Source organism: Gillisia sp. Hel_I_29, from assembly GCF_000744275.1.
Taxonomy (GTDB): Bacteria; Bacteroidota; Bacteroidia; order Flavobacteriales; family Flavobacteriaceae; genus Gillisia.
Map to the genome: position 1 here is coordinate 2,362,359 of NZ_JQLP01000005.1, position 26,391 is coordinate 2,388,749.

The 26,391-nt window shown below is 34.7% G+C and carries 23 protein-coding genes and 1 tRNA gene; 12 read left to right on the forward strand and 12 right to left on the reverse strand.

The annotated features are described in order from the left end of the window. Positions 1 to 4 precede the first annotated feature (4 nt). From P163_RS15965 to P163_RS15975, 3 genes are read right to left on the reverse strand one after another with little or no spacing between them, the layout of a single operon-like run. The gene (locus P163_RS15965; RefSeq protein ID WP_034893538.1) at positions 5 to 1,171 is read right to left on the reverse strand and encodes an efflux RND transporter periplasmic adaptor subunit; all 1,167 of its coding nucleotides are present in this window, start codon (positions 1,169 to 1,171) and stop codon (positions 5 to 7) included. 22 nt (positions 1,172 to 1,193) lie between these two features. Continuing rightward, positions 1,194 to 2,561 (reverse strand): TolC family protein, encoded by a 1,368-nt coding sequence (locus P163_RS15970; protein ID WP_034893542.1) that lies wholly within the window; start codon positions 2,559 to 2,561, stop codon positions 1,194 to 1,196. Between the two features lie 2 nt (positions 2,562 to 2,563). Beyond that, positions 2,564 to 3,169: a TetR/AcrR family transcriptional regulator gene (locus P163_RS15975; RefSeq protein ID WP_034893544.1), complete on the reverse strand. Its 606-nt coding sequence runs from the start codon at positions 3,167 to 3,169 to the stop codon at positions 2,564 to 2,566. A gap of 135 nt (positions 3,170 to 3,304) precedes the next feature. Between P163_RS15975 and P163_RS15980 the strand changes: the two genes are divergently transcribed. Beyond that, complete coding sequence (locus tag P163_RS15980; protein ID WP_034893546.1) at positions 3,305 to 4,279, forward strand: polyprenyl synthetase family protein; 975 nt, start codon at positions 3,305 to 3,307, stop codon at positions 4,277 to 4,279. Here P163_RS15980 and P163_RS15985 read toward each other — a convergent pair. Then, a complete protein-coding gene (locus tag P163_RS15985; RefSeq protein WP_034893549.1) occupies positions 4,276 to 4,812 on the reverse strand; it encodes a hypothetical protein in 537 nt (178 codons plus the stop codon). The two genes, P163_RS15980 and P163_RS15985, sit on opposite strands and share 4 nt — an antisense overlap. 129 nt (positions 4,813 to 4,941) lie before the next feature. Here P163_RS15985 and P163_RS15990 point away from each other — a divergent pair, with 129 nt between their 5' ends. Both P163_RS15990 and odhB read left to right on the forward strand, forming a co-directional pair. After that, complete coding sequence (locus P163_RS15990; protein ID WP_034893551.1) at positions 4,942 to 7,719, forward strand: 2-oxoglutarate dehydrogenase E1 component; 2,778 nt, start codon at positions 4,942 to 4,944, stop codon at positions 7,717 to 7,719. 75 nt (positions 7,720 to 7,794) lie between these two features. Next, the gene (odhB, locus tag P163_RS15995) at positions 7,795 to 9,066 is read left to right on the forward strand and encodes a 2-oxoglutarate dehydrogenase complex dihydrolipoyllysine-residue succinyltransferase (protein ID WP_034893556.1); all 1,272 of its coding nucleotides are present in this window, start codon (positions 7,795 to 7,797) and stop codon (positions 9,064 to 9,066) included. A gap of 264 nt (positions 9,067 to 9,330) precedes the next feature. Here the strand turns inward: odhB and P163_RS16000 are convergent, their stop codons facing one another. After that, positions 9,331 to 9,768 carry a retropepsin-like aspartic protease gene (locus P163_RS16000; RefSeq protein WP_034893559.1) on the reverse strand — a complete coding sequence of 146 codons (438 nt, stop codon included), beginning with the start codon at positions 9,766 to 9,768 and terminating at the stop codon, positions 9,331 to 9,333. Between the two features lie 51 nt (positions 9,769 to 9,819). On the opposite strand from P163_RS16000, the gene P163_RS16005 reads away from it, so the two are divergent. The 9 genes from P163_RS16005 to P163_RS16045 all read left to right on the forward strand — a co-directional run bounded on the left by P163_RS16005 (position 9,820) and on the right by P163_RS16045 (position 16,202). Further along, a complete protein-coding gene (locus P163_RS16005; protein WP_034893561.1) occupies positions 9,820 to 10,587 on the forward strand; it encodes a TatD family hydrolase in 768 nt (255 codons plus the stop codon). 52 nt (positions 10,588 to 10,639) lie between these two features. Continuing rightward, complete coding sequence (locus P163_RS16010) at positions 10,640 to 11,776, forward strand: 1-acyl-sn-glycerol-3-phosphate acyltransferase (protein ID WP_034893564.1); 1,137 nt, start codon at positions 10,640 to 10,642, stop codon at positions 11,774 to 11,776. Then, on the forward strand, positions 11,766 to 12,794 hold the full coding sequence (locus P163_RS16015; protein WP_034893566.1) for an asparaginase: 1,029 nt from the start codon (positions 11,766 to 11,768) through the stop codon (positions 12,792 to 12,794). The genes P163_RS16010 and P163_RS16015 overlap by 11 nt, the downstream gene beginning before the upstream one ends. Before the next feature lie 71 nt (positions 12,795 to 12,865). Further along, positions 12,866 to 12,953, forward strand: a tRNA-Ser gene (locus tag P163_RS16020). A 71-nt stretch (positions 12,954 to 13,024) separates the two neighbouring features. Next, positions 13,025 to 13,831, forward strand: coding sequence for a MotA/TolQ/ExbB proton channel family protein (locus P163_RS16025; RefSeq protein ID WP_034893567.1), 807 nt, complete (start codon positions 13,025 to 13,027; stop codon positions 13,829 to 13,831). A 14-nt stretch (positions 13,832 to 13,845) separates the two neighbouring features. Continuing rightward, positions 13,846 to 14,283 (forward strand): hypothetical protein, encoded by a 438-nt coding sequence (locus P163_RS16030; RefSeq protein WP_034893569.1) that lies wholly within the window; start codon positions 13,846 to 13,848, stop codon positions 14,281 to 14,283. 3 nt (positions 14,284 to 14,286) lie between these two features. Then, on the forward strand, positions 14,287 to 14,895 hold the full coding sequence (locus P163_RS16035; RefSeq protein WP_034893571.1) for an ExbD/TolR family protein: 609 nt from the start codon (positions 14,287 to 14,289) through the stop codon (positions 14,893 to 14,895). A 30-nt stretch (positions 14,896 to 14,925) separates the two neighbouring features. Next, the gene (locus P163_RS16040) at positions 14,926 to 15,402 is read left to right on the forward strand and encodes an ExbD/TolR family protein (protein ID WP_034893573.1); all 477 of its coding nucleotides are present in this window, start codon (positions 14,926 to 14,928) and stop codon (positions 15,400 to 15,402) included. A 95-nt stretch (positions 15,403 to 15,497) separates the two neighbouring features. Next, positions 15,498 to 16,202 (forward strand): porin family protein, encoded by a 705-nt coding sequence (locus tag P163_RS16045; RefSeq protein ID WP_034893576.1) that lies wholly within the window; start codon positions 15,498 to 15,500, stop codon positions 16,200 to 16,202. Here P163_RS16045 and P163_RS16050 read toward each other — a convergent pair. The 7 genes from P163_RS16050 to frr all read right to left on the reverse strand — a co-directional run bounded on the left by P163_RS16050 (position 16,197) and on the right by frr (position 26,389). Beyond that, entirely contained in the window at positions 16,197 to 16,802 is a 606-nt protein-coding gene (locus tag P163_RS16050; RefSeq protein ID WP_034893579.1) for a hypothetical protein, read from the reverse strand. The two genes, P163_RS16045 and P163_RS16050, sit on opposite strands and share 6 nt — an antisense overlap. Continuing rightward, positions 16,802 to 18,256, reverse strand: a complete 1,455-nt coding sequence (gene rpoN, locus P163_RS16055; RefSeq protein ID WP_034893581.1) for an RNA polymerase factor sigma-54 — start codon at positions 18,254 to 18,256, stop codon at positions 16,802 to 16,804. Before rpoN ends, P163_RS16050 begins: the two co-directional genes overlap by 1 nt. 114 nt (positions 18,257 to 18,370) lie before the next feature. Beyond that, positions 18,371 to 19,219 (reverse strand): RluA family pseudouridine synthase, encoded by an 849-nt coding sequence (locus P163_RS16060; protein WP_034893583.1) that lies wholly within the window; start codon positions 19,217 to 19,219, stop codon positions 18,371 to 18,373. A 7-nt stretch (positions 19,220 to 19,226) separates the two neighbouring features. After that, positions 19,227 to 20,669 (reverse strand): asparagine--tRNA ligase, encoded by a 1,443-nt coding sequence (asnS, locus tag P163_RS16065; protein WP_034893585.1) that lies wholly within the window; start codon positions 20,667 to 20,669, stop codon positions 19,227 to 19,229. Positions 20,670 to 20,741: 72 nt separating this feature from the next. Then, a complete protein-coding gene (locus tag P163_RS16070; RefSeq protein WP_034893587.1) occupies positions 20,742 to 23,144 on the reverse strand; it encodes an efflux RND transporter permease subunit in 2,403 nt (800 codons plus the stop codon). 75 nt (positions 23,145 to 23,219) lie between these two features. Continuing rightward, positions 23,220 to 25,691 (reverse strand): DUF5686 and carboxypeptidase-like regulatory domain-containing protein, encoded by a 2,472-nt coding sequence (locus P163_RS16075; protein ID WP_034893589.1) that lies wholly within the window; start codon positions 25,689 to 25,691, stop codon positions 23,220 to 23,222. A gap of 143 nt (positions 25,692 to 25,834) precedes the next feature. Beyond that, the gene (gene frr / locus P163_RS16080) at positions 25,835 to 26,389 is read right to left on the reverse strand and encodes a ribosome recycling factor (RefSeq protein WP_034893591.1); all 555 of its coding nucleotides are present in this window, start codon (positions 26,387 to 26,389) and stop codon (positions 25,835 to 25,837) included. Positions 26,390 to 26,391 lie beyond the last annotated feature (2 nt).

A 26,391-nucleotide genomic window follows, 5' to 3' on the forward strand; every position in this document is an offset into this window, starting at 1 on the left:
AACCTTAATCTGTAATAATTTTCACGGTTTGCCCGTCTTTAACACTTCTAGCACCTTCTTTAATGATCTGGTCTCCATCTTTTACTCCTTCTAGAACCTCAATAACATCTCCTTGAGTTTTTCCGGTTTTAATGATCTGTTGTTTTGCAACGGCTTTTTCACCTTCAACATTCTCTAAAATATAGATGTACTGTTCTCCTTCTGCATTTTCTGAAATAATACTTTGTGGGATCAATAATGCTTCTTCACTGGTATAATCGTTAATTTTTAACCTTGCAGTTAAGTTAGGTTTTATCTCTTTCTCCTTATTTGGAACTTCAATTTCTACCTTGAAAGTTCTGTTGTCTGGATTTATAAAGTTTCCTGTTTGTCTTATCTTAGTATCTATAGATTTCCCAAGTACCGGAAATGTTACTTTAACTTCTTTCCCTTTGGTAACATCAGAAATATAATTTTCGGGTACATCAGTTTGGATATACATATCAGATAAGTTCACAATTCTTAGAATTGGAGTTTGTCCTGGAGAAACCACGCTTCCTGCCTCTGTAATAACATCATCTATAATTCCTGAAAAAGGAGCGATAATCGTAGATCTTGCAACCTGACTCTTCATTTGGTTTACAGCACTTACCTGTCCTTCGTAATTAGATTTAGCCTGTAAAAATTGGATCTCACTTCCAATCTTTTGGTCCCATAATCTTTTCTGACGTTCAAAAGTGGTCTTAGCAAGATCTGCCTGAGTTTGTAGTTGTGCCAATTGTTGGCTCATTCCGCCATCATCTATTCTCGCCAAAAGCTGGCCTTTAGTAACTTTATCACCTTCCTTAACATAAACCTTATTAAGGATCCCGCCAATTTCAGCATTAATTACTAGGTTCTGCTTTGTTTCTACACTACCCTGAAGTTCCAGATAGTGATTAAAAACTTCTTTTTTGGCTAAAATAGCGGTAATTAAAGGCACATTCTTTTCAGGATTAAGCTCATCTAATTTTGCATCCAGAACTTTTAGCTGATCGTGTATTTCCTGCTGTGTGGTAGTTAATTCATCTCTTTTCTGCTGAATTGTTTTAACATCATTTGATGCTGCAATCTCTTCTACAGATTTATTGTTATCTCCTCCACAAGAAATGAGAAGCGTTGAAAGTGTAAGTATTGATAGTAACTTTTTCATGTCCTTATTTATTGAAATAAATTTAATTTTTAGCGGTGTATCTTGAAGTATCTAATAAGTTTTCTAACTCCACCTTGTTGGTTATTACATTAAGCATAGATTGTAAAAGCTCTTGTTGAGCAGAGAATAACTGGGTTTGAGCATCTCTAAGATCAAAACTCGTAGCCAATCCTTCAGAAAACTTAATTTGGTTCTTATTCTCAATTCTCTCAGCAAGCCTTAAGTTTTGCTGTTGAGTCTTGTAATTTTCTAAGCTGTACTCGTAGTTATTCTTAGCAGAATCTATTTCGAGCCTTACCTGATTTTTTGTTTGATCTAGCTGAATAAGAGCCTGATCATATTCGATCTTCTTTTGCTGAGTTCTAGCTCCGCGCATTCCACTGCTAAATATTGGGATACTAAGGTTAACGCCAAGAATAGATTGCGTAAAATATTTCTGATCGTTTTGTAAGAATGAAAAACTTTCGCTGTTTCCTTGAAATCCATAATTTACAAATGCAGATAATCTTGGTAACGCTTTAGATTGTTCTAATCTCACATAAATTCTAGCTGCCTCTGCCTGATTTTCTGCAATTCTATAGTCTATGTTTTCTTCTACAGAAATATCTTTGGCAAGAAGTTCCAAATCAAAATATCTTAATGCTAAAATGTTAAGATCTTCGGTAAGTTTTAATCGGGTTTGCACGGGTAAACCTAAAGTTAGATTAAGCATTTCATAAGAGATATCTCTGTTGCGCTTATTCCTGTTCAGGTTATTCTTAAGCCCGATTAGGGTGATCTCTAATTGTTCTACATTTTCTTCTTCGGTTAACCCATTTTCAAAGATCTTTTTAGTATCAGAATAGTTCTTCTCTAAGGTCTCTATATTATATCGAAGTATTTTTACGCTTTCTTCTGCAAGTAAAACATTTCCGTAAGCATTAATAACACTAGATTTTACCTGCTGGTCTGTTTTGGTCTTCGCATTCTTAGAAATTTGAAGCAGGGTTTTTGCAGACTGAACTCCAACAATATAAGAACCATCAAAAATAAGTTGATTCCAAGTAGCTGTTCCGTTGAGGTTTTGCTGAGTCCCAAATCTTACTGGAGTAAACGTACCTGGTTCTCCACCGGTTATCTCTGCAGGAATTAATGTTACAGGTTGCTTCAAGAAGTTTTGGTAATCTAAATTCCCTGTAATTTGCGGCAGCCCTTGTGCAATGATCTCCCATTTTTGTTTTAGGGCTTTGTCTATATCTTTAGAAGAGATCCTGGCAGCATAATTATTGTCTATCCCAAAGGCAATAGCTTCCTCTAAAGAGAAGGTATATACTCTTGAGGTGTCAGATTCTTGAGCGCAGAGATTGGCGCAAAATAGAACTGCTAAAAGCAATGAACTAATATTTTTCATATTTAAACAACTTCAGTTTTAATAAATTGATTGAGGGTTTCTAAGCCTTTGTCTGTAACTATAGCGCGCAGATGATATTCTAAAAAACTTTCTAAAAGCTCAAAGCTGCTATATTTATCTACCGGAAAATGGTAATCATCTTTAAGTCCCATCATTCCTACAAAATAGATCTTACTAATAAAGTCTATAGGTAAATTAGCTCTATACAACCCGTCTTTTATGCCGCGCTCTAGATTTGTGGTTACAGAACCTTCCATTATTTGTAAATGGGTTTTTTGAACACTCGCAAACACCTCAGGATAATATTTTTTAAGTTGATATTGAGGGGAAGATTTTTCATCCTTTAAATTATTCATTGCGAACTTTTTGATTTCAAAGAGTTCTACAATAGGATTCATCTTTTGTTTGTTTATACTTTCAATACCACAAGAAATAGTGGAGATAATATAAAAAGTGCTTGCTTCTACTAATTTGGTTTTCGTAGAGAAATGAGAGTAGATGGTCTTTTTAGAAATTCCCAGTTTATTCGCAATATCATCCATAGTAACGCTCTTAAAGCCAAGGTTTAAGAACAGATCTGCAGCGGTTTGAATAATGTGATCTTTCAATTTTATTTAATTTGAAGCGCAAAAGTACATCAGGAAACTTTAAAAACCTTAAAAGTTTCCGAAAATTTTGTAATTTAATTCGATACTGAAATTTGAAATAATATCATTTATGGTATTTTAGCCAAAAAATTAAAAATGCTATCAATATCTGAATATCGCGAAGCTTTTGTAGAGTATCTTGAAGAGAAAGTAGTTACAAGAGAACCCGTGAATTTGTACGAGCCAATTACCTACATTTTAAATTTGGGTGGAAAGCGATTAAGACCGGTATTGGTATTGATGACAGCAGAGATCTTTGATTCTTCTTACAAAAATGCACTAGATGCTGCATTGGCTATTGAAGTGTTTCATAATTTTTCTTTGGTTCATGATGATATTATGGATGCTGCACCTTTAAGAAGAGGTAAGGAAACCGTTCATGAAAAATGGGATCTTAATACGGGAATTCTTTCTGGAGATGCTATGCTTATTAATGCATACCAATTATTTGAAAATTATGATGGCGTTATTTTTAAGGAACTTGCACAGTTATTTACAAAAACGGCCATAGAGGTTTGTGAAGGGCAGCAGTACGATATAGATTTTGAGAGTAGGGAAGATGTAAAGATCTCAGACTATCTTAAAATGATAGAATTTAAAACTGCGGTTTTAGTTGGAGCATCGTTACAAATGGGAGCTATTGTAGCTGAAGCACCTGAAGAATGTAAACGCGCAATGTATGAATTTGGTAGATTGCTAGGAATTGCTTTTCAATTACAGGATGATTATTTAGATGCCTTTGGAGATCCTGAATCTTTTGGGAAACAACTTGGTGGAGATATCATTGAAAATAAAAAGACCTTTTTATATCTAACGGCACTTCAAAAAGCAAGTGAAGCAGAAGCTAAACAACTAGAACATTTATATTCTATCTCGCCTATGGATGCGTCTGGTAAAATTGAAGCGGTAAAAGGAATTTTTGAGCAAAGTGGAGCTTCTAATCTCGCTCGAGAAGAGATCAAAAAATATACAAAAGAAGCTTTTGATGTACTTGATAAAATTCAGGTGCCGGCAGATAAGAAATTATTGCTCAGAAAATTCGGAGAATCTTTAATGGATAGGCAGGTTTAAAAGTAGATGCTTACAAAAGGTAACAGGGCACTATTATTAATGCTTTTGTCATCATCATATAAAACATCATATTTTAATCCTACTGTAAAGGGTCCTGTAGTATACCCCAGCCCTAAAAATAGTGCGGGAACCCAATCTTTAGTAGTTACATCATTAGCGTCTATATATTCAATCTTTCTATTGATATAGGATTCTTGTAATTCTGTAGAAATCTGTATGGAAGATATGGGTCTTACAATTCCAATTAAACTTCCACCCACACTAGTAGCTTTAAAATTATCCACTTTTCCATAGGCAGCATTTATACCAACTCCAGCAGAAAAAGTTTTGTTAAAATCATATAAAGCAGAAGGCGCTATTTCTACTGAAATATAGTCGCTACCAACACTTAAACCTAAACTTCCTCCAAACCTAACCTGACTCCAAAACAGACTGTTGTTGTCTGATATTGAGTTTTCTGTAGTCTGCGACTTTATGGTTTGTAAACAGCTTACAATAATTAATGCAATAAGAAATACAGCTTTTTTAGGCATAATTTGATACTTAAACATGTTAAAATTCTTATAATATAATAGATAAATATAATGTTTTCTATAAGCTATAAAATCTAAAAATTGTATTTTTGCGATGTTTTATAACAAAAGAAACATTAGTTTCCACCTATGGATAGATTTTCATTTCTTAACGCCGCAAATACAGCATATTTCGCTGACCTCTACGATCAATATTTACGAAATCCAGATAGTATAGAGCCAAGTTGGCGTGCTTTCTTTCAAGGTTTTGACTTTGGAATGGAAGAAAGTGGCGTAACTGCAAATAACAATGAAGTACAATTTCAAGCCAATCCTCTTGAAAATCAGAATGGGGAAATTCCTCAGTCTGTTCTTAAAGAGTTTGAAGTAGTAAGGCTAATTGATGGCTATAGAACTCGTGGGCATTTGTTTACTAAAACAAATCCTGTTCGAGATAGAAGAAAATATACTCCAACTTTAGAGTTACAGAATTTCGGACTTTCTGAACAAGATTTGGATGTTAAATTTAGCGCTGGAGAAATATTAGGAATAGGAGCGGCTACACTTAGGGAGATCGTAGATCATTTAGAAACCATCTATTGTCATTCTATTGGGGTTGAGTATATGTACATCCGCAAGCCAGAAGAAATAGAGTGGATCCAGAAAAAACTTAACATAAATGACAATCAGCCTAAATTTAGTAATGAAGAGAAAAAACAAATTCTCTCTAAATTAAATCAGGCTATATCTTTTGAGAGCTTTTTACATACCAAATATGTTGGGCAAAAGCGTTTCTCTCTAGAGGGCAACGAAAGTTTGATCCCAGCTTTAGACGCAATTATCGAGAAAGCAGCAGATCTTGGAGTTAAAGATTTCGTGATGGGTATGGCTCACCGCGGGAGACTTAATACGCTTACCAATATTTTTGGGAAAAGCGCTAAGCAGATCTTTAGTGAATTTGATGGGAAAGATTACGAACAGGATATTTTTGATGGAGATGTAAAATATCATTTGGGCTGGACCTCTTGCAGAACGACCAACAGCGGTAAAGAAATCAACATAAACATTGCGCCAAACCCTTCTCATTTAGAGACGGTAGGAGCTGTTGTGGAAGGAATTTCTAGAGCTAAACAAGATCGAAGATATAAAGACGATATTTCAAAAGTACTTCCAATAATAGTACATGGTGATGCAGCAATAGCAGGGCAAGGTTTAGTTTATGAAATTGTGCAGATGGCGCAATTAGAAGGATACAAGACCGGAGGTACCATTCATATAGTAGTTAATAACCAAATAGGTTTCACTACTAATTATTTAGACGGTAGATCTTCTACCTATTGTACCGATGTTGCTAAGGTTACACTTTCTCCTGTATTACATGTAAATGCAGACGATGCAGAAGCAGTGGTACACGCGGTACTATTTGCTTTAGATTTTAGAATGCATTTTGGTAGAGACGTTTTTATTGATCTATTAGGATATAGAAAATACGGGCATAATGAGGGTGATGAGCCTAGGTTTACCCAGCCAAAATTATACAAAGCTATAGCTAAGCATGAGAACTCTAGAGATATTTATGCTGAAGAGTTACTTAAGAGTGGTGTAATAGAGGAAGGTTACGTTAAGAAACTGGAAGAAGAGTATAAGGCAAAATTAGAAGAAGAATTAGAAGATTCTCGTAAGGAAGATACCACCAAGATCACTCCTTTCATGCAAGATGAATGGGAAGGTTTTGAAAATGTTCAGGAAGATGTAATGATGGAGGCGGTAGATACTACTGTGTCATTAGATAAATTAACTGAAGTTGCAGAAGTTATTACCAAACTTCCAAAAGATAAGAAATTTCTACGCAAGATCGCTAAACTTATAGAAGCACGTCATACGATGTTCTTTGATACTAATAAGTTAGATTGGGCGATGGCAGAATTGTTGGCTTATGGAACTTTAATGCAGGAGGGATATAGCGTTAGAATGAGTGGGCAAGATGTAGAAAGAGGAACTTTTTCTCATCGTCATGCTGTAGTTAAGGTGGAAGAGAGTGAAGAAGAGATCATTCTACATAATAGTATACCAGATAAAAAAGGAGATTTCCATATCTACAATTCATTACTATCAGAATATGGGGTAGTGGGGTTCGATTATGGTTACGCAATGGCAAGTCCGCAAACGCTTACTATTTGGGAAGCTCAATTTGGAGATTTCGTAAATGGTGCGCAGATCATGATAGATCAATATATTTCTGCAGCAGAAGATAAGTGGAAATTGCAAAATGGATTGGTAATGTTGTTGCCTCACGGATACGAGGGGCAAGGAGCAGAACACTCTTCAGGAAGAATGGAGCGTTTTCTTCAACTTTGCGCAACAGATAATATGTTTGTAGCAGATTGTACAACGCCTGCAAATATGTTTCACCTATTGCGTAAGCAAATGAAGGTGAACTATAGAAAACCTCTAATTATTTTTACTCCAAAAAGTTTGTTGAGACATCCTAAAGTGATCTCTACAAAAGAAGAATTTGCAAATGGATCTTTTCAAACAGTTATTGATGATTCAGAAGCGAATGTAGATAATATCAAAACTTTGGTATTCTGTACAGGAAAATTCTACTATGATCTTTTAGATGAGAGAGAGAAAAATGAAAGAAATGATGTAGCTTTAGTTCGTGTAGAGCAATTATTTCCGCTTCCTTCCACTAAGATGAAAGAGATCATGGCTAAGTATAAAAATGCAGATGATCTTGTTTGGGCTCAGGAAGAACCAAGAAATATGGGCGCTTACAGCCATATGTTATTACATTTTGATGAGGCTAAGAATTTTAGAGTATGTAGTAGAAGATTTTATGGATCTCCTGCAGCAGGTAGTTCTGTAAGATATAAAAAGCGCCATGAGAAAGTAATCGAAAGCGTTTTTGATAAAACAATGAATTAATTAGCTGAATAATAAACTAAAAATTTAACCCTTATTGCGCAAGCAGAAGGATTCAAAAAATAAAAATATAAGATCATGGCTTTAGAAATGAAAGTTCCTTCTCCCGGAGAATCTATCACAGAAGTTGAAATTGCTCAATGGCTGGTAGAAGATGGAGATTATGTAGAAAAAGATCAGGCTATTGCAGAAGTAGATAGCGATAAAGCAACTCTTGAACTTCCTGCTGAAGCAAGTGGAATTATCACTTTAAAAGCTGAAGAAGGTGATGCTGTTGCCGTTGGTGCTGTGGTGTGTTTAATAGATACAGATGCTCCAAAACCAGGTGGTGGTGATAAAAAAGAATCTCCAGAATCTGAATTAAAAGAGCAGAAGGAAGAAACGTCTACTAAAGAAGATAGTGATAAAGCAGATGCTTTAAAGCAAACGCCTTCTAAACCATCTACGCCTTCGCAAAAACAAGATAAAACGTACGCTACCGGAACTCCATCTCCTGCTGCTAAGAAAATTTTGGATGAAAAAGGAATGGACTGCAAATCTGTAAAGGGAACTGGAAGAGATGGTAGAATTACCAAAGATGATGCTGTTCAGGCAAAACATTCTATGGGGACTCCTGGAGCTGGTAAAAGAGGTGAAGAGCGCAAGAAAATGTCTATGTTAAGACGTAAAGTTGCAGAGCGTTTGGTAAGTGCAAAGAATGAAACAGCTATGCTTACTACCTTTAATGAGGTAGATATGTCTGCGATCTTTTCTTTGCGTAAGCAGTATAAAGATGAATTTAAAGATAAGCACGGAGTAGGGTTAGGATTTATGTCATTCTTTACTCTTGCAGTGGTTAGAGCTTTAGAACTTTATCCAGATGTAAACTCTATGATAGATGGAGATTATCAAATAAAATATGATTATAAAGATATAAGTATTGCTGTGTCTGGACCAAAAGGTTTGATGGTTCCGGTAATGCGAAATGTTGAAAATATGGGCTTTAGAGCTGTTGAGGAAGATGTAAAACGCCTTGCTTTAAGAGCTAGAGATGGAAATATTACAGTAGATGAAATGACAGGTGGTACCTTTACAATTACCAATGGTGGTGTATTTGGTTCTATGCTTTCTACTCCAATTATCAATCCACCTCAAAGTGCTATTCTAGGAATGCACAATATTGTAGAGCGTCCTGTAGCTATAGATGGCCACGTAGAAATAAGACCTATTATGTATGTAGCGCTTTCTTATGATCATAGAATTATTGATGGTAAGGAATCTGTTGGGTTTTTAGTTGCAATAAAAGAAGCTTTAGAAAATCCGGAAGAGCTATTAATGGATAATGATGTGAAGAGAACTCTAGAGCTTTAATCTAGATTTTTGAATAAAATAAAAGGCAATAATTCTACTTGAATTATTGCCTTTTATCTTTTTGATTGGTTTCAACTAATTAAAGTAAGGAAATCAACGTCAGGATATTAATAAGAAGTACGGCTGCAACTATTACTGCTAGCACTGCCATTATAAAGGGCGGTATCGTATTTTTATCTTGAATAGACTCCATAACTTATATATTTATACCAAACTTACCTCTTTTTGTAGCACATTATAATGGGGGTTTTTCCCCAGTTTTTGTTATTTCAAATAAAGTGCTTTGTTTTTATAATCAATGACGGCTTTCCCTTTCTTTAGAACATCAGCACCTATAATTCCATGAACCTTTTCAGCTTTATGGTCTTCCAGAGCTTCATTAACGTGTGTTAGATCAAATAATACGAGGTCTATTTTTTTCTTCTTCCAGCCTTTAAGTTCTAGAATGTTCTCCTGTGCCATTTTAGTAAGCATATTATTTGCTCCCGCCCCGGCGGCTCTTACCTTGCTTTCTTCTGCTAGTAGTTTAAAATGTGTAGCGGCATCAAATCCTACACAGGTACTCGATGCACCGGTATCTAAGATAAAATTCCCTTCAATTTTATTTATTTTTGCTTTTACTTCAAAATGATTGGTTGCTGTGAACTTCATTTTGATGCGATAATATCCTTTATCTTCTAATAGTTTCCTTAGCGTAGACATTCTTTATGTTTTGGTAAAGATAGGTCTTCAAAATAAATTAATTTTGTAAATATGATATTAACAGACACGCATACACACTTATATAGCAAAGATTTTGATGAAGATAGGGCAGAGGTTCTACAGCGAGCTTTTGAGAATAATGTTAGAAGATTCTTTATACCTGCAATAGATTCTACTCATACAAAGGCTATGTACGAGCTTAAGGAGCAATTTCCAGATAATTTACATTTAATGATGGGACTGCACCCAACATCTGTAAAAGAAAATTACGAAGAAGAATTGCGGCATGTGGAAGAGGAGTTTCAGAAAAGAGATTTTATAGCGGTAGGGGAAATTGGTATAGATCTATACTGGGATAAAACTTTATTGCAGCAACAGCAAATTGCGTTCAAACGACAGATCCAATTGGCTAAGAAATACAAATTACCAATCGTAATTCATTGTAGAGATGCCTTTAATGAAGTTTTTGAGGTATTAGAATCTGAAAAGGATGATGATCTTTTTGGGATATTTCATTGTTTTACCGGAAATTTAGAGCAGGCTCAAAAGGCACTTTCTTATAATATGAAGTTGGGAATTGGAGGGGTTGCTACCTTTAAGAACGGTGGTCTCGATAAATTTTTAGTTGAAATTCCATTAGCTAATATTGTATTAGAAACAGATTCGCCTTACTTGGCACCTGCACCTTATAGAGGGAAGAGAAATGAAAGTAGTTATTTAAAGCTGATAGCAGATAAACTTTCAGATATCTATGAGGTAGATATTGAGACGATAGCAGATGTTACCACTCAAAATTCAATCGATATCTTTGGGGTATAATGTTAATTTTTAATTATTAATTTTGTTCATTTGTGAACTTAAGAAGATATACGTGACAGACTTTGATAAAATAAGATTTTACCGAGATTCTGAGGTGCATCCTGCGCTTCAGCAATATATTAAGCATCCAATGGTGAAAGCCTTGTTGCAATTCTCTTTTCCTGAAAAATCATTTTCTGAGATTGAGGAGATTGTGATGGATTGCCATTCTATTAGAGATTTTCAAACCAAGGTGATTTATCACTCTATAAGAAAAGTCTTAGAGAAAAGCTCTGAAGGATTAACCTATAGCGGCTTTGACTCTTTAAGTAAGGATGAGTCTTATATGTTTATCTCTAATCATCGCGATATTTTATTAGATACCAGTTTGCTTAATTGCGCCTTGTACGAGCAAGATCTTATCATGACGGCTTCAGCAATTGGAGATAATCTGGTTCAAAAACCATTTCTACTTTTATTGTCTAAACTAAACAGAAATTTTTTAGTGCAAAGAGGCTTGGGTCCAAGAGAAATGCTAAAGAGTTCCATGGAGCTTTCAGCATATATTAAAGATCTTTTGGTAGAACAGAATAGATCTGTATGGATGGCACAGCGAGAGGGTAGAACAAAAGATGGGAATGATCATACTCAACAAGGAGTTTTAAAAATGCTGGCTATGGCTAAGGGAGATCTTAGTTTGTCAGAATATTTTTCCAAGATCAAGATCGTTCCAATTTCCATGTCTTACGAATTTGATCCTACAGATATTTTAAAAATGCCAGAGATCATGGCAAAGCATAATGAAGAAACTTACGTAAAATCTGCTAACGAGGATTTTAATTCTATTATGCAAGGTGCTTTAGGAAATAAAGGAAGAATACATATCACTGCTGGAAATGTAATTTCTGCAGATGTATTTAAAAAGATGGAACAGGAAGAGTCTTCAATAAATGATCAATTAAAGAGTCTGGCTACATATATAGATAATAGAATTCACGAGAATTATAAACTATGGCCAGCTAATTATATAGCTTGCGATCTGTTAAAGAATAACGAATTACATAAAGATAAATATACGTCTAAGCAAAAGAGGCAATTTGAAAGGCGTTTAACACGCAGGATAGATTTTAAAAATTCTTTAGAAGTAAATAGTTACTTATTAATGTATGCCAACCCGGTGCTTAATCATGAAGCCCTTAATGAAGTCTAAATCAAACATTTTATTAATATATACCGGTGGAACCATTGGTATGATTAAAGATTTTGAAACGGGTGCTCTTAAGGCGTTCAACTTTAGTGAGCTTCTTCAAAGCATTCCGGAATTAAAACTTTTAGAGCATACTATTAATACAATAAGTTTTAAAAAACCAATAGATTCATCCAATATGAATCCAACGTATTGGATTCAGATCGCAGAAATTATTGAAGAGCGCTATGAAGAATATGATGGTTTTGTGGTGTTACATGGAAGTGATACCATGTCCTACACAGCGGCTGCATTAAGCTTTATGTTCGAGAATCTTACTAAGCCTATTATTTTTACCGGCTCTCAATTACCAATTGGAGATTTACGAACAGATGCAAAAGAGAATCTTATTACCAGTATTCAGATAGCCGGTTTGCAGAAACAAGGGAGGCCAGTAATATCTGAAGTTGGTCTTTATTTTGAATATAAATTATATAGAGGAAATAGAACAACGAAGATGAATGCAGAGCATTTTCAGGCTTTTTCTTCTTTAAATTATCCTGCTTTGGCAGAGTCGGGTGTTTATTTATCTGTTAATCATAATGTACTTTGGAAGACCAACAGAAGAAAACGTACCCAGCTACACACAAATTTTAACGATGATGTAGTTATTTTGAAGATGTTTCCCGGAATTACAGAGAGTACTATAGATCATATTTTATCTAAAAAAGGCCTTAAAGGAGTAGTTTTAGAAACTTTTGGGAGTGGGAATGCCCCAACAGATTCTTGGTTTATAGAACTGCTTAAGAAGTATATTTCTAAAGGAATTATGATCGTTAATGTTACCCAATGTATCGCTGGTAGTGTGAATATGGGGCAATATGAAACTAGTACGCAGTTAAAGAAAATAGGTGTGGTTTCTGGAAAGGATATTACTACAGAAGCAGCTGTGGCTAAATTAATGTATCTTTTAGGGAAAGAATTATCACCTAAGGTTTTTAAAACTATCTTTGAGACTTCTCTTCGCGGGGAAATGTTATAAAATTAACGCTTCTTATTTGATGGTAAACAATTTTTTTTATTATTTAGCGCACCAAATTAGAATAACGTAATAGAGAGGTGGCCGAGTGGTCGAAGGCGCACGCCTGGAAAGCGTGTATACGCCAAAAGCGTATCGAGGGTTCGAATCCCTTCCTCTCTGCAAAGTATTTTTATTAAAAAAATATTTTTATATCTTTAACCCTTTAACTAATTAATTTAAGACAAACAGTAATGAAAAGATTATTTTCAACTTTGGTAATCGCTTCGATTATGTTATTTGGAGCCGCTAATGTAAATGCGACAACTTATTTCCAAACAGCTCCAGATAATATCGTGAATTTTATTCAGGATAATCAAGACGAAGCAGCAACTCCTGACATGGACAGTGAGGAAGATTTAGGTTTTCACCAAGAACTTAAGAAACGTTTTATTGAGGGTGGTGCCGGATTTATGGGTATCGTTCTTTTATGTTTAATTCTTGGTTTGGCCATTGCCATTGAAAGAATTATCTTTTTGAACCTTTCTACAACAAACACTAAGAAATTAGCTCAAGATGTAGAAGATGCTTTAAATAGTGGTGGAATTGAAGCTGCTAAAGAAGTTTGTAGAAACACAAAAGGCCCAGTTGCCTCTATTTATTACCAAGGATTAGACCGTGCAGATGAAAGTATTGAGGCTGCAGAGAAAGCTGTTGTTGCTTACGGTGGTGTTCAAATGGGACAATTAGAGAAGAACGTATCTTGGGTTTCTTTATTTATCGCTTTAGCTCCTATGCTTGGTTTCATGGGTACAGTAATCGGGATGATTCAGGCTTTTGATAGAATTGAAGCAGCTGGAGATATGCAACCTTCATTGGTAGCAGGTGGTATTAAAGTAGCACTTCTTACAACAGTATTCGGTTTGATCGTAGCAATTATTCTTCAGATTTTTTATAATTATATCATCGCTAAGATCGATAGTATCGTTAATGACATGGAAGATGCTTCTATCACATTAATCGATATGCTTGTTGACTACAAAAACAGAAAAAGAATCTAAGAAGTAGAAACACTATGAATTTACATAAAATATTAAAATATCTAGCACTCGTTATTGGTGTCATTGGACTTATCCTATTGGGTAGGATCCTTATGGCCGGCGATGAGGCAATCAAAGCTTCGGCTGATTTGCAGGGTAGTATGCTAGACCCAATGATGTGGGTAACTTATATCGTGTTTGCAATTACTTTAATTATTGTATTGATATTCGTTATCAAAGGTCTTTTTACTGGAAACATTAAAAACACTCTTATCTCTGTAGGTGCTTTTGCACTAATTGTTATCATTGCTTACGTAGTAACGGATGGAAATCAATTAGAATTAAAGGACGGTACAACATTATCTGCTAGTGGAGATCACTGGGTAGGTGCAGGTTTGGTAGTATTTTACATACTTGCCGTAATCGCTGTTGGCGCAATGGTACTTTCTGGGATCAGAAAATTAATAAAATAAACTATGGCTAAAAGAACAGCACCAGAAGTAAACGCAGGCTCTATGGCCGATATAGCATTCTTGCTATTGATTTTCTTCTTGGTAACCACTACCATTGTTTCTGATAAGGGGATTAGCCGTAAGCTGCCTCCTATTCAGGATGAAAATGTAGAGCCTCCTATCATTAAGCAAAAGAACATCTTTACCGTAATTGTAAACAGAGACAATCAATTGCTAGTAGAGGATCAACCAATGAAAGTTAAAGATCTTCGTGCTGCTGCAGTTAAGTTTTTAGATAACGGTGCAGGTTTGGGAGATGATGCATGTAGCTATTGTCAGGGTGCGAAGGATCCTTCGTCTTCAGACAACCCTACGAAAGCAATTATCTCATTGGTTAATGACCGTAAGACAGAATATGGAACCTATATATCTGTACAGAATGAATTGGTTGCTGCCTATAATGAATTGAGAAATCAAGCTACTCAAAGACTTTATGGTAAAGACTATATTCAAATGGAGAATAACTATAACGATCCTAGCTTTAGAGGAAATAAAGAAACTCTAAAAGAAAGATTGGATAAAGTTAAGGATATGTATCCTCAAAAATTATCTGAGGCAGAGCCTAAGGGATAGCAGCTCATATAACAAAATTTAAATAATATTATGTCTAAATTTAAAAAGAAAAAGAGTGGGGAATTGCCTGCTATAAGTACGGCTTCCTTACCAGATATCGTTTTTATGTTGCTTTTCTTTTTTATGGTTGCTACTACAATGCGTGATACTACCTTAATGGTACAAAACAATTTGCCTTATGCAGACCAGGTAGAAAAGCTAGATAAGAAAGATTTAGTAATGTACATATATGCAGGAAAGCCAAGCGAAAGATATCAAGGCAAATATGGTACAGAAGCTCGCATACAGTTAAATGATAAGTTTGCCACCGTTCGCGATGTTCAAAAATTTATCTATGCTGAAAGAGAAACCAAAAGGGAAGAGTTAGTTCCGTATTTAACAACTTCTTTAAAAGTAGATGTTGAAACTAATATGGGTCTTGTTTCTGATATTAAACAGGAATTAAGAAAAGCTGAAGCTCTTAAGATTAATTATACCACCAAAACTGGTGATGTAAGCCAAAACTAAGAAATTTATTTCTTTACTGTTATAAGAATCCCTTCTCAGGTAAAACTGTGAAGGGATTCTTTTTTATATTAAATTAGCGCTGTTAAAATTCTTCTATGAAAAGATCTATCCTGGTTCTGTTGACTATCACATTTCTAAGTATTGATTGCTTATTTGCTCAGGAGAATATCATAGAGCAGCAACTGCAAGAAGTAGATAGCCTATATAGAGAAGATCAATTTTATCTGGGTCTAACCTTTCACTTGCTTACCGATCTTCCTGCAGATGTTTCTCAATCTGGATTTTCCGGCGGTTTACATTTTGGATTCATAAGAGACATTCCTCTAAATAAAAGAAGAAACATTGCGATTGGAATTGGTGCTGGTTGGTCTATAAATACATATGGTCAAGATCTATTAATAGAAGAGGGAGAGAACGGAAAAAGTGTTTTTAGCAGTCTTAACGGATTAGATTTTGACACCAATAGATTTTCTACACAAATGATTGAAGCTCCTTTAGAGTTTAGATGGCGTAGCTCTAACGCTACGTCCTACAAGTTCTGGAGAATTTATGCCGGATTAAGACCTGGGTATATATATTATTCTAAGTCTACCTATAAAGATGCAGATGCAAAAATTACCGTTAATAACATACCCGAGCTAGATAAGTTTAGACTTGGTACAACGTTAACCTTTGGATATAATACGTTTAATTTTCACGTTTATTACAATCTAACTCCAATGTTTAAAAATGCCAATTTGGAAGATGTCTCTGTAGATATGAGTGTTTTTAAAGTGGGGTTAATGTTTTATATCCTATAACCAATATTTTAATACAATTAGTTGCGGAACAAATCCTATAAAGGTTCCTATAATCAATTCTAGTCCAGTATGTGCTTTGTAGGTAAGTCTACTACTTGCTGTCCAGCCTATAGCTATAATTAGAAACGCCAAAGTGAATAGAAGATTGATTCTGTAAAAGATACTAAGCGCTAGTATAAAAGTAAAAATTCCACTTATACCTACCATATGCAGACTCGCTTTAATATTTAGCCACGCAAGTATAAAGCCTGTTGCCACAGAGATCATAATTCCTACAAAGTAATAATAGAGCGCCGGGTAATTGTAGATGTCTAAAATCTGATATAGATTAAGACCTATCAAAAGAATGTAAAAGAATAATGGCCATTTGCGTTCTTTTACATCGCTTAAAAATACATTCTTAGCTTTCCCGAGGTTCTTAAGTAGAAAAAAGAATACTATAGGTATAAATAAAGTGGTAATAGCTATAGCTAGCATCTTAGCCTGTATTAGAGGCAAAGGAAAAAACCTGGGTGTAATTAAAAAATAGAACAAGCTTCCTATAAATGGCATCCAAATAGGGTGAAAGATATAGGAAGCGCTTTTTAGAAGTTTACGCATTAAATTTCTTTTCTCATCCTTGCTACCGGAATGTCTAGCTGCTCTCTGTATTTTGCTACAGTTCTTCTAGCTATTGGATATCCTTTATCTTTTAAAAGTTTCGCCAGTTTCTCATCTGTTAGAGGCTTTCTTTTATCTTCCTCTTCAATAGAGATCTCCAAGATCTTTTTTATCTCTCTGGTAGAAACTTCTTCTCCTTGATCATTGGTCATAGATTCAGAAAAGAATTCTTTGATAAGTTTAGTTCCGTAAGGAGTGTCTACATATTTACTGTTAGCTACTCTAGAAACCGTAGATACATCCATGCCTATCTCATCTGCAATATCCTTTAAGATCATAGGGCGTAAGTTACGCTCATCTCCTGTTAAGAAATATTCTTGCTGGTAATGCATAATAGAACTCATTGTAACCATTAGGGTTTGTTGGCGCTGTTTAATAGCTTCTATGAACCATTTTGCAGAGTCTAATTTCTGCTTAATGAACATAACAGCATCTTTTTGAGCCTTGGTTTTCTCTTTAGACTCTTTGTAACCCTTAAGCATATTGTTGTAATCATTAGAAATATGCATTTCGGGTGCATTTCTTCCATTTAGACTTAATTGTAACTCACCATCTTCAATCTTAATTGTAAAATCTGGAATTACATGCTCCACCATTCTAATGTTACCTGCAAAGGTCCCACCCGGCTTCGGATTTAAATGTTCTATTACATCAATAGCATCTCTAAGTTCATCTTCAGAAATATCATGCTTAGATAATAGTTTAGAATAATGTTTTTTACTGAAGTGATCAAAAGATTTCTCCAACAGGTCTGTAGCTAAAGTAACCTCTTTGGTCACTTCCTTTCTGTGCAATTGTATTAATAAACATTCTTGTAAAGATCGAGCTCCAACTCCTGCAGGGTCTAATTCCTGAACTTTCTTAAGAACTTTTTCTACCGTAGGTTCATCTGTATAAACATTTTGGGTGAATGCGAGATCATCTACAATATCTTGAATAGTTCTTCTTATATAGCCACTTTCATCTACACTACCTACCAAGAATTCTGCAATTTCCTTTTCTATCTCGGTAAGTCTAAATGTACTTAATTGAGATTTTAAATGCTGGGCAAATGAAGTTCCAGATGCATAAGGAACATTTCTGTCTTCATCATCTGCGCTATAATTATTTGCCTGTAGCCTATAACTTGGAATTTCATCATCACTCAAATAGTCGTCAACATCAATATCAGATTCTATACTTTCAGTTCCCTCATCATATTCATCGTTAGAAAACTCATCATCAAAATCTTTTTCAAGATCTTCCTTTCCGTCTTCTAGTGCAGGGTTCTCTTCTAATTCCTGTTTTATGCGTTGTTCAAATGCCTGCGTAGGTAATTGAATAAGCTTCATCAACTGGATTTGCTGAGGAGAAAGCTTTTGAGATAATTTAAAATTTAATTGCTGTTTTAGCATAAAGTAAGTGTTCACTATTACTACAAAAATAAGCAAAAACAATCCTATTGCTACCTAGCCTTACATATGCTTTTGGTAAATTTTTGTTAATAGCTCCTTCTTCATGAGGATATATTATGGTACCCTAAACTTTTTGGGTAAATCTAAATTAAGATCTAAAATAGCGCGAGTCTTTGGGTGCTGGAGTTTTAATCCTATAGATGCTAAGTAAAGTCCGCGAAATCTTTTACTGGTTTCTTCCATCCCATATTCTTTATCACCTACAATTGGAAAGTCATTGTTAGATAAGTGAATTCTGATTTGATGCGTTCTTCCGGTATCTGGATGCGCTTCTAAGAGCGAGTATGCTAAATTCTCAATTTCCAAATGTTTCAACTTAATAAATTGAGTGGAAGAAGATTTTCCATCTAAAGCATCTGTAATTTTGAAGTTTTGAGAGGTGCTACCATGAACTAAGGCAATATACTTTTTCTGAATTGTTCTATCTTCAAATGCCAAGTGCAATGCAGTTTGCATGGTTCTAGTTTTAGCAATAAGTAGAAGTCCGCTGGTGGGATTGTCTAATCTATGCACAGGAACAGGGTATGATAGTGTATCAAATTCCGTAGAAACCTTTAAATTGAAAGGAAGCGCGTTTTCGATGGTTTTAAAATAGTTGCCACTGGTAGGATAGCCTGCAGGCTTATTAATTACGGCTAGATATTCATCTTCATATATGATCGCTAATTTTAGCTGAAATATCTTTTTAGCTTTTGTTTCAGATTGCAAAAGATCAATCTTTTGATGTTCTTTAATCCAGTCTGAAGTTTGAGCTATCTCCCCATCCAAAAGTATTTCCTTGCGTTTTATTGCTTTCTTAATACCATTTCTGGTAGTAATAGATCTAAAGATCGTTGAAGCATATTCCTGCAATCGAATATTCTCATCAATTGCAGGGACAATATGCGTTTCAAGTATTTTCAATAGTAGATTAAAATTCTGCGTTAAGTGGTGTTCTTGGGAAAGGAATTACGTCTCTAATGTTAGTCATTCCTGTTACAAAAAGAACTAAACGTTCAAAGCCAAGTCCAAATCCACTATGCACACAAGTTCCAAATCTTCTGGTATCTAGGTACCACCATAATTCCTCTTCATCTATGTCTAACGCCTTCATCTTTTCTTGAAGAACGTCTAAACGTTCCTCTCTTTGAGAACCACCAACGATCTCACCAATACCAGGGAAAAGGATATCCATAGCTCTAACGGTTTTACCGTCCTCATTCAAACGCATATAAAATGCTTTGATATTTGCTGGATAATCAAAAAGAATTACAGGGCATTTAAAGTGCTTCTCCACAAGAAAGCGCTCATGCTCACTTTGGAGATCTGCTCCCCATTCATCTATTGGGTATTGGAATTTTTTCTTTTTATTAGGCTTAGAATTTCTAAGAATATCTATGGCTTCTGTATAGCTTACTCTCTTAAAGTTGTTCTCTGTAACGAAATCTAATTTTTTAAGCAAACTCATTTCACTGCGTTCTGCTTGTGGTTTTGCTTTATCTTCTTCTTCCTGGCGTTTGTCTAAGAATTCAAGATCATCTTTGCAATTCTCCAAGACATATTTCACAACATATTTAATGAAGTCTTCTGCTAGATCCATATTTCCATCAAGGTCACAAAAGGCAACTTCTGGCTCTATCATCCAAAATTCTGCCAGATGTCTTGATGTATTAGAATTTTCAGCTCTAAATGTAGGCCCAAAAGTATATACCTGTCCTAGACCAAGAGCGAAAGTTTCTGCTTCTAACTGGCCAGAAACGGTAAGATTGGTTTCTTTTCCGAAGAAATCTTTTTTATAGTTAATAGAGCCATCTTCATTTTTAGGTGGATCTTTAAGATCTAAAGCTGTGACTTTAAACATCTCTCCAGCTCCTTCTGCATCACTACCTGTTACGATAGGAGTGTTCACATAGAAAAAATTATTCTGCTGGAAATAGCTATGTACAGCAAAAGAAAGTTTACTTCTAACTCTCATGATAGCTCCAAATGTATTGGTACGCACTCTTAAATGAGCTTGCTCTCTTAACTTTTCTAAACTATGGCGTTTAGGAGAAAGAATAGTAAGCTTAACTTCTTCAGGATTCGCATCACCAAGAATTTCTATAGACGTAACTTCTACTTCCATACTTTGCCCGCTACCTAAGCTTTCTTTTAAAGTACCAACTACTTTTATGGCTGCTCCTATATTTATACGTTTAAGAACATCTTCTTTGGTATTCTCAAAATCTATCACACATTGCAAATTATTGATAGTAGATCCATCATTTACAGCAATAAAACGGTTACTTCTAAAAGATCGAACCCATCCTTTTACTTCAACTTCCTGTAGAAATTGATTGCTCTGTAATAATTCTGCAATTTTTGCTTTTATCATTTTATATAGATTTTAGTAAACCAAAGATAATTTTTCCTAGTATTCCTACCAAGACCCTGGATTTGATTTTTATTATGAATTAGTGTCGTCTAAAATATCGTCTTCTTCAGTTATAATTTGAATAGCCGGCTCCTTTAAGGTCTCTTTATTAGCAATACTTTTTTCTAGTGATAGTAATAAAGAAGGTAAAAGTAGTAGGTTTGAGAGCATAGCAAATAGAAGTGTGGCAGAAACTAATCCTCCTAAAGCTACCGTTCCACCAAAGCTACTGATCATAAAAACTGAAAATCCGAAGAAAAGAACAATGGAGGTATAGAACATACTTACTCCTGTTTCTTTTAAAGCTGCATACACAGATCTTTTAATCTTCCAATTATTAGCTTTTAACTCCTGTCTGTATTTTGCTAAGAAGTGAATTGTATCATCCACAGAAATTCCGAATGCAATACTAAATACTAAAATTGTGGAAGGTTTAATAGGTACTCCTAAAAATCCCATCATCCCGGCAGTTACTATTAATGGAAGTAAATTGGGTATTACAGAGATCAAGATCATTCTAAAAGATCTGAACATCCAAGCCATTAATAAAGCTATTAAAATGATTGCTAATGTAAGTGAGATCACAAGATTTTTAACCAGATAGGTAGTACCTTTTTGAAAGATCAATGCCTTCCCAGTCATGCTCACCTTATATTGTTCTTCAGGAAATATCTTATTGATTTTTGGCCAGAGTTCTGCTTCAATTCTGTCCATTTCATCTGTACCAATATCTTTCATAAACGTAGTGATCCTTGCGTATCTTCCGGTAGTATCTACATAAGATGACATGAGATTACCTTCCGTAGAAAATCCTTTTAAATAAGGAGCGATAAAATTTCTTTCCTGGGAGGTAGGTAATTGGTAATATTTTGGATTACCATTATAATAAGCTTGTTTAGAATATTTGGCTAATCTTACTACAGACAATGGTTGCGATAATTGTGGAACCTCTTCTATAGCAGTTTCCAAAGTTTCCATTTTCTTTAAAGTAGAAAGTTTTAAAGCTCCTTTTGGTCTTTTAGTGTCTATTAATATTTCCAAAGGCATAATTCCATCAAATTCTTCTTCAAAGAATCTAATGTCAGTAAAGAAATCTGCTTTTTGAGGCATGTCTTCTAGTAAACTACCGGAAATCTTGATGGTGTATATACCTATAATGCTTACTACCAATAAACATACAGAAGAAATGTAGATGGCAATACGATGATGCCTTACCATTCTTTCTATCCAGTCTACAAACCCACCAATCCACTGCTTGTTTAAATGTTTAAGATGCTTGTCTTTTGGCAGAGGCATGTAACTATAGATAATAGGTATTATCACTAAGCTAAGAATAAAAAGGGCTACGATGTTTATAGATGCAACTATTCCAAATTCTTTTAGTAGCGTACTATCTGTTAAGATGAAAGTTGCAAATCCGGAGGCGGTTGTTAAGTTAGTTAGTAAGGTAGCATTCCCCACTTTTGAAATTACCCGTTGTAAGGACTTAGCCTGATTTCCATGATTTTTTACTTCCTGCTGATATTTGTTGATTAGGAAAATACAATTTGGTATTCCAATAACAATGATTAATGGAGGTATAAGCGCCGTAAGTACAGTAATTTCATAATGTAAAAGGCCTATGATCCCGAATGCCCACATTACGCCAATTAAAACCGTGATCATAGAAATAACAGTAGCTCTTATAGATCTAAAGAAAAAGAAGAAGATTAAAGAGGTTACCAAAAGTGCAGCTCCAATAAACAATCCAATCTCATCTATAATATTTTGAGAGTTTAGAGTGCGGATATAGGGCATTCCTGAGACATATACTTTCATGTCTGCATCCTCCTGAAACTTGTCTATTAAAGGTTTTAGATCTTCTATTACAAAGATCTTTCGCTGTTTAGAATTTACAATATCTTCATTTAGATAAAGGGCAGTTTGCACTGTTTTCTTATTACCACTGTAGACTAGATTTTTATAGAAGGGAAGTTTATTAAGTAATTCATCTTTATAACCGGCTACATCTGTACTGTCCCAATCTTTTTGTTCAATGAATGGAACCATTTCAAAGCGCTTGGGATTATCAAATTTCTCCAACTTTTGCAAAGTCCCTAAAGAGATCACATGGTCTATTTCAGAATAGGAACTTAAGGTTTTGGTTAGGTTATTCCATGCCTTAAATTTTTCTGGAGTGAAAAGCGTAGAATCTTTTACGGCAATCACAATCAAATTTCCCTCTTCCCCAAAGGTGTCTAAGAAATTGTTATATTCTAGATTGATCTCATCATCATCTGGTAAAAGATTGGCTTCCGTATAGGAAAAGCGCATGTTCTTCCATTGAGTAGCCAAAAAAGCGGTAAGACAAAGCGTAATTATAATAATTGTAACCCTGTTTCTAAGAATTACTCGAGCAATGGAATTCCAAAATCCAAAACTAAAAATTTTTGACATGGCTGTTTTTTAAGCGAGCGCAAAGTTACAAAAAGGCTAAGTATTAATTGATTGTAACCTAATTAATCTTCAGTATCAGATTTTTAAAATGAAGGTAGCTTTAAAAGAAAAGTTCTCTTTAAAGGTCGGCAAATGGTATGCTCCATATCTATAGGCAAAACTAAGACCAAAACCTGCAAAGATTTGGTTGATCTCTATTCCGCTTTCTGAATAGCCTTTGTTTAAGGTGTTGAATTGTATGTTCTTATGTACAGATTGATCCTTAAAATCTCCTAAGGCATGGCTAGAAACAAAAACAAGTTCTGGTTGTATTTTATCTGTAATATTAATGGGTCTTAATTGATGTCTCAAGTGAAGACTGATCTGCCTGTCGCTATAAAATTCTGTAAAATACATAGTTTCAAAAGCCATTTTACCAGCGATAGAAACTCTACTAATTATTTCTTCTTTATTTGGATTATTAGGGTAGGCATTAAAGGCATGGGTAATTGGAAAATTTCCATTTATATAATTTCCTTCTAATATGATCTCAGAAATACTCTGGTCTAAACGGAAGATCTTATAATCCATCTTAAAACCGAACTTAATATAATCAAAATCACCTTTTAAGAATTTTGAAAATCCTTTGTCAATTTGTGCAGTAAATTGTGGATATCCTGTGCGAACTTCTTGAACTTTCTCTGGGGTGCTTACGTAATTGCTGAAAGGTTTCCATGAAAAGCCTAATTTGGCTTCGGCAATTTGATAATCTTCAAAATAATCTCCTCCAGAAGAATAAGTATAATCAATGATAGGGTTAATACGCGCTGTAGATAATTCTACTTCAGACCTAAATCTAGGCGAAAATGGATGTTGTAAGTTAATTTGAAACTTCTTGTACCTATAGAATTCATTAATATTACCGTATCTGGGCTGAAGCAAATAGAATGCTTCTGTGCCACGTAGGTAACTAAAACTAGCTACTTCATTAAGGTCATCTGTATAATTAAAGCTTAATTCTGTGCCACTATTTTTATCTAATACCAATCCAGCTCCTGCATTAAATTTTACATTCCCATCTTTGGTTCCGTAGATGAAGTATCCGTTAAAACTGAATCTTTCAGAAAATTTGTTATTTGTTTTACCTCCTACGCCTAGTCTAAACCCTTGGAGATTATTATATTTTATGAATCTTTTTAAAGAGAAATCCCAAAGCCCTACCGGATAGTATCCATTAGAAATACCTTTCTTAACTTCTATCTTTCGCTCTATATTATTAAATTGAATAATGCTATCTACTTTCATTGCAGTAAGCTCATCTTTAAAAGTAAAGGGCAGTTTTCTATTGGCAGCCCAATAATTCACAGAGTGCTCTCCGGCATTTTCCAAAACTAGAATGGAGGCATCAGAATTTTTAACATTTACAGGAACATTAAATTCTAAATCGTAATTAATTGTTTTGGACTCTAAGTAAAGGCCTTCTTGTGGTGTGCCAGAGCCCAATACAGAGTTAAGAATAGATCTTTTTTGTTGCACAGATCCTAAAGAAATGCTTCCTCCAAAAACAGAAATATCTTTTTCTCCACTTCCAGGTTGTATAGTTACAAGTTGGCTGCTAGGAAACCATAGATCTTTATTTTCATAATAGTTGTACTCATGAGCGATCTTTAATTTTACAGAACCTGCAAGTTGTGCTGTTGCTTTTTGAATAGCGTAACTTGTGGTATCTATATATAATACACCTTCCAAACCTGCAACTAACCGTTCTCTTTTTGGCTTGAAATATATAAGATAAGCAGGCCTCTCTTGATTTGTGATGGTGTCTAATATCTTATAATTATAGTTTTCGAAAGCTTCATGATTATCTAAAGGCGCAGCATAATCTGTTTTATAGATGGTATAATTTTCTCCATAGAGAGAAAGGGGCTCCACTTTAAGAGCAAGAACATCATATACCGGATCACGAAAGCCAGCGGTTTTAATACCTTCTACAATTTCTCGTGGATCTAAAGACTTACTAAATACATGAGAAGAAACTTTTTCTGATAGATATGCACGGCCAACGTTGACCACTTCATTTATTGCAATATTGCTGCTATCTGTTTCTACCTTTGCAGATTGATCTAAATTGTCTATTAAAAATTTATTGTAACTCTTGTACTTATAGGAATCTAGAACTTTTGTGGGGTCATTAAGTTTTTTATTCTGAATTGCCTTTTGAATGATCTTATTGGCAGGGTTTTCCTTAGAAGAGATCAGTACCGTTTCTAGTATTTGAGCTTTTGGAGCTAGTTCAATTTGAAATTCCTTTATATCTTTTAAAAGATCTATAGATCTGGTTTGATAACCAATATAGGATACTTTTAGAATAGAGTCTGTAACACTTAAGGTTAGTGTAAAACTTCCATTTATATTGGTGAGTGTGCCGTTACTTTCTGATGAGCTTACATTAGCAAAAGCTAAAGGGTCTTTGGTCTTAGCATCAGTTACGATTCCGGATATGAGTTGCTGCGCAAAAAGAGATGGAGATGAAATAATAAACAAGACTAGAATTATAAATATTCGCATAGGTTTACTATTTCACATTAATTTGATTTGGAATAGGTGTTAAACTAAAAATGTCAGTTTCAAATAAAATTAGATCCGGTAGAACACCGAATTAATTCATTTGAAACTGACACAAATATATCTTTTTTAAGAAATGTGCAGTATTAAATGGTCATTATTTCTTTTTCTTTATTTTCAAAGATAGATTCTGTCTTTTTTATATGCTTATCTGTTAATTCCTGAATGTTGTCTTCAGCAATTTTTTTAGCATCATCAGAAACATCTAATTTTTTAATGTCATTATTAGCAACCTTACGATCATTTCTAATTCCAATTTTCGCATCTTCAGTCTCTGCTTTTGCTTGTTTTACAAGTTCGCGTCTGCGTTCTTCCGTTAATGGGGGAACACTAATAATAACACTTTCTCCATTGTTCATAGGGTTAAAGCCAAGGTTTGCTACCATGATGGCTTTTTCTATGTCTGGAATAGCTTTTCTTTCAAAAGGCTGAACTGTAATTGTTCTGGCATCTGGAGTGTTCACATTAGCCACTTGTTGTAGCGGGGTCATACTTCCATAATATTCTACCATTACACTTCCAAGCATCGCAGGACTTGCTTTTCCTGCTCTAATATTTAAGAGTTGTTTTTCCAAGTGTTTAATAGCATTATGCATATTTTCTTGGGTACTGTCAAATATAAAATCTAATTCTTCGTTCATTT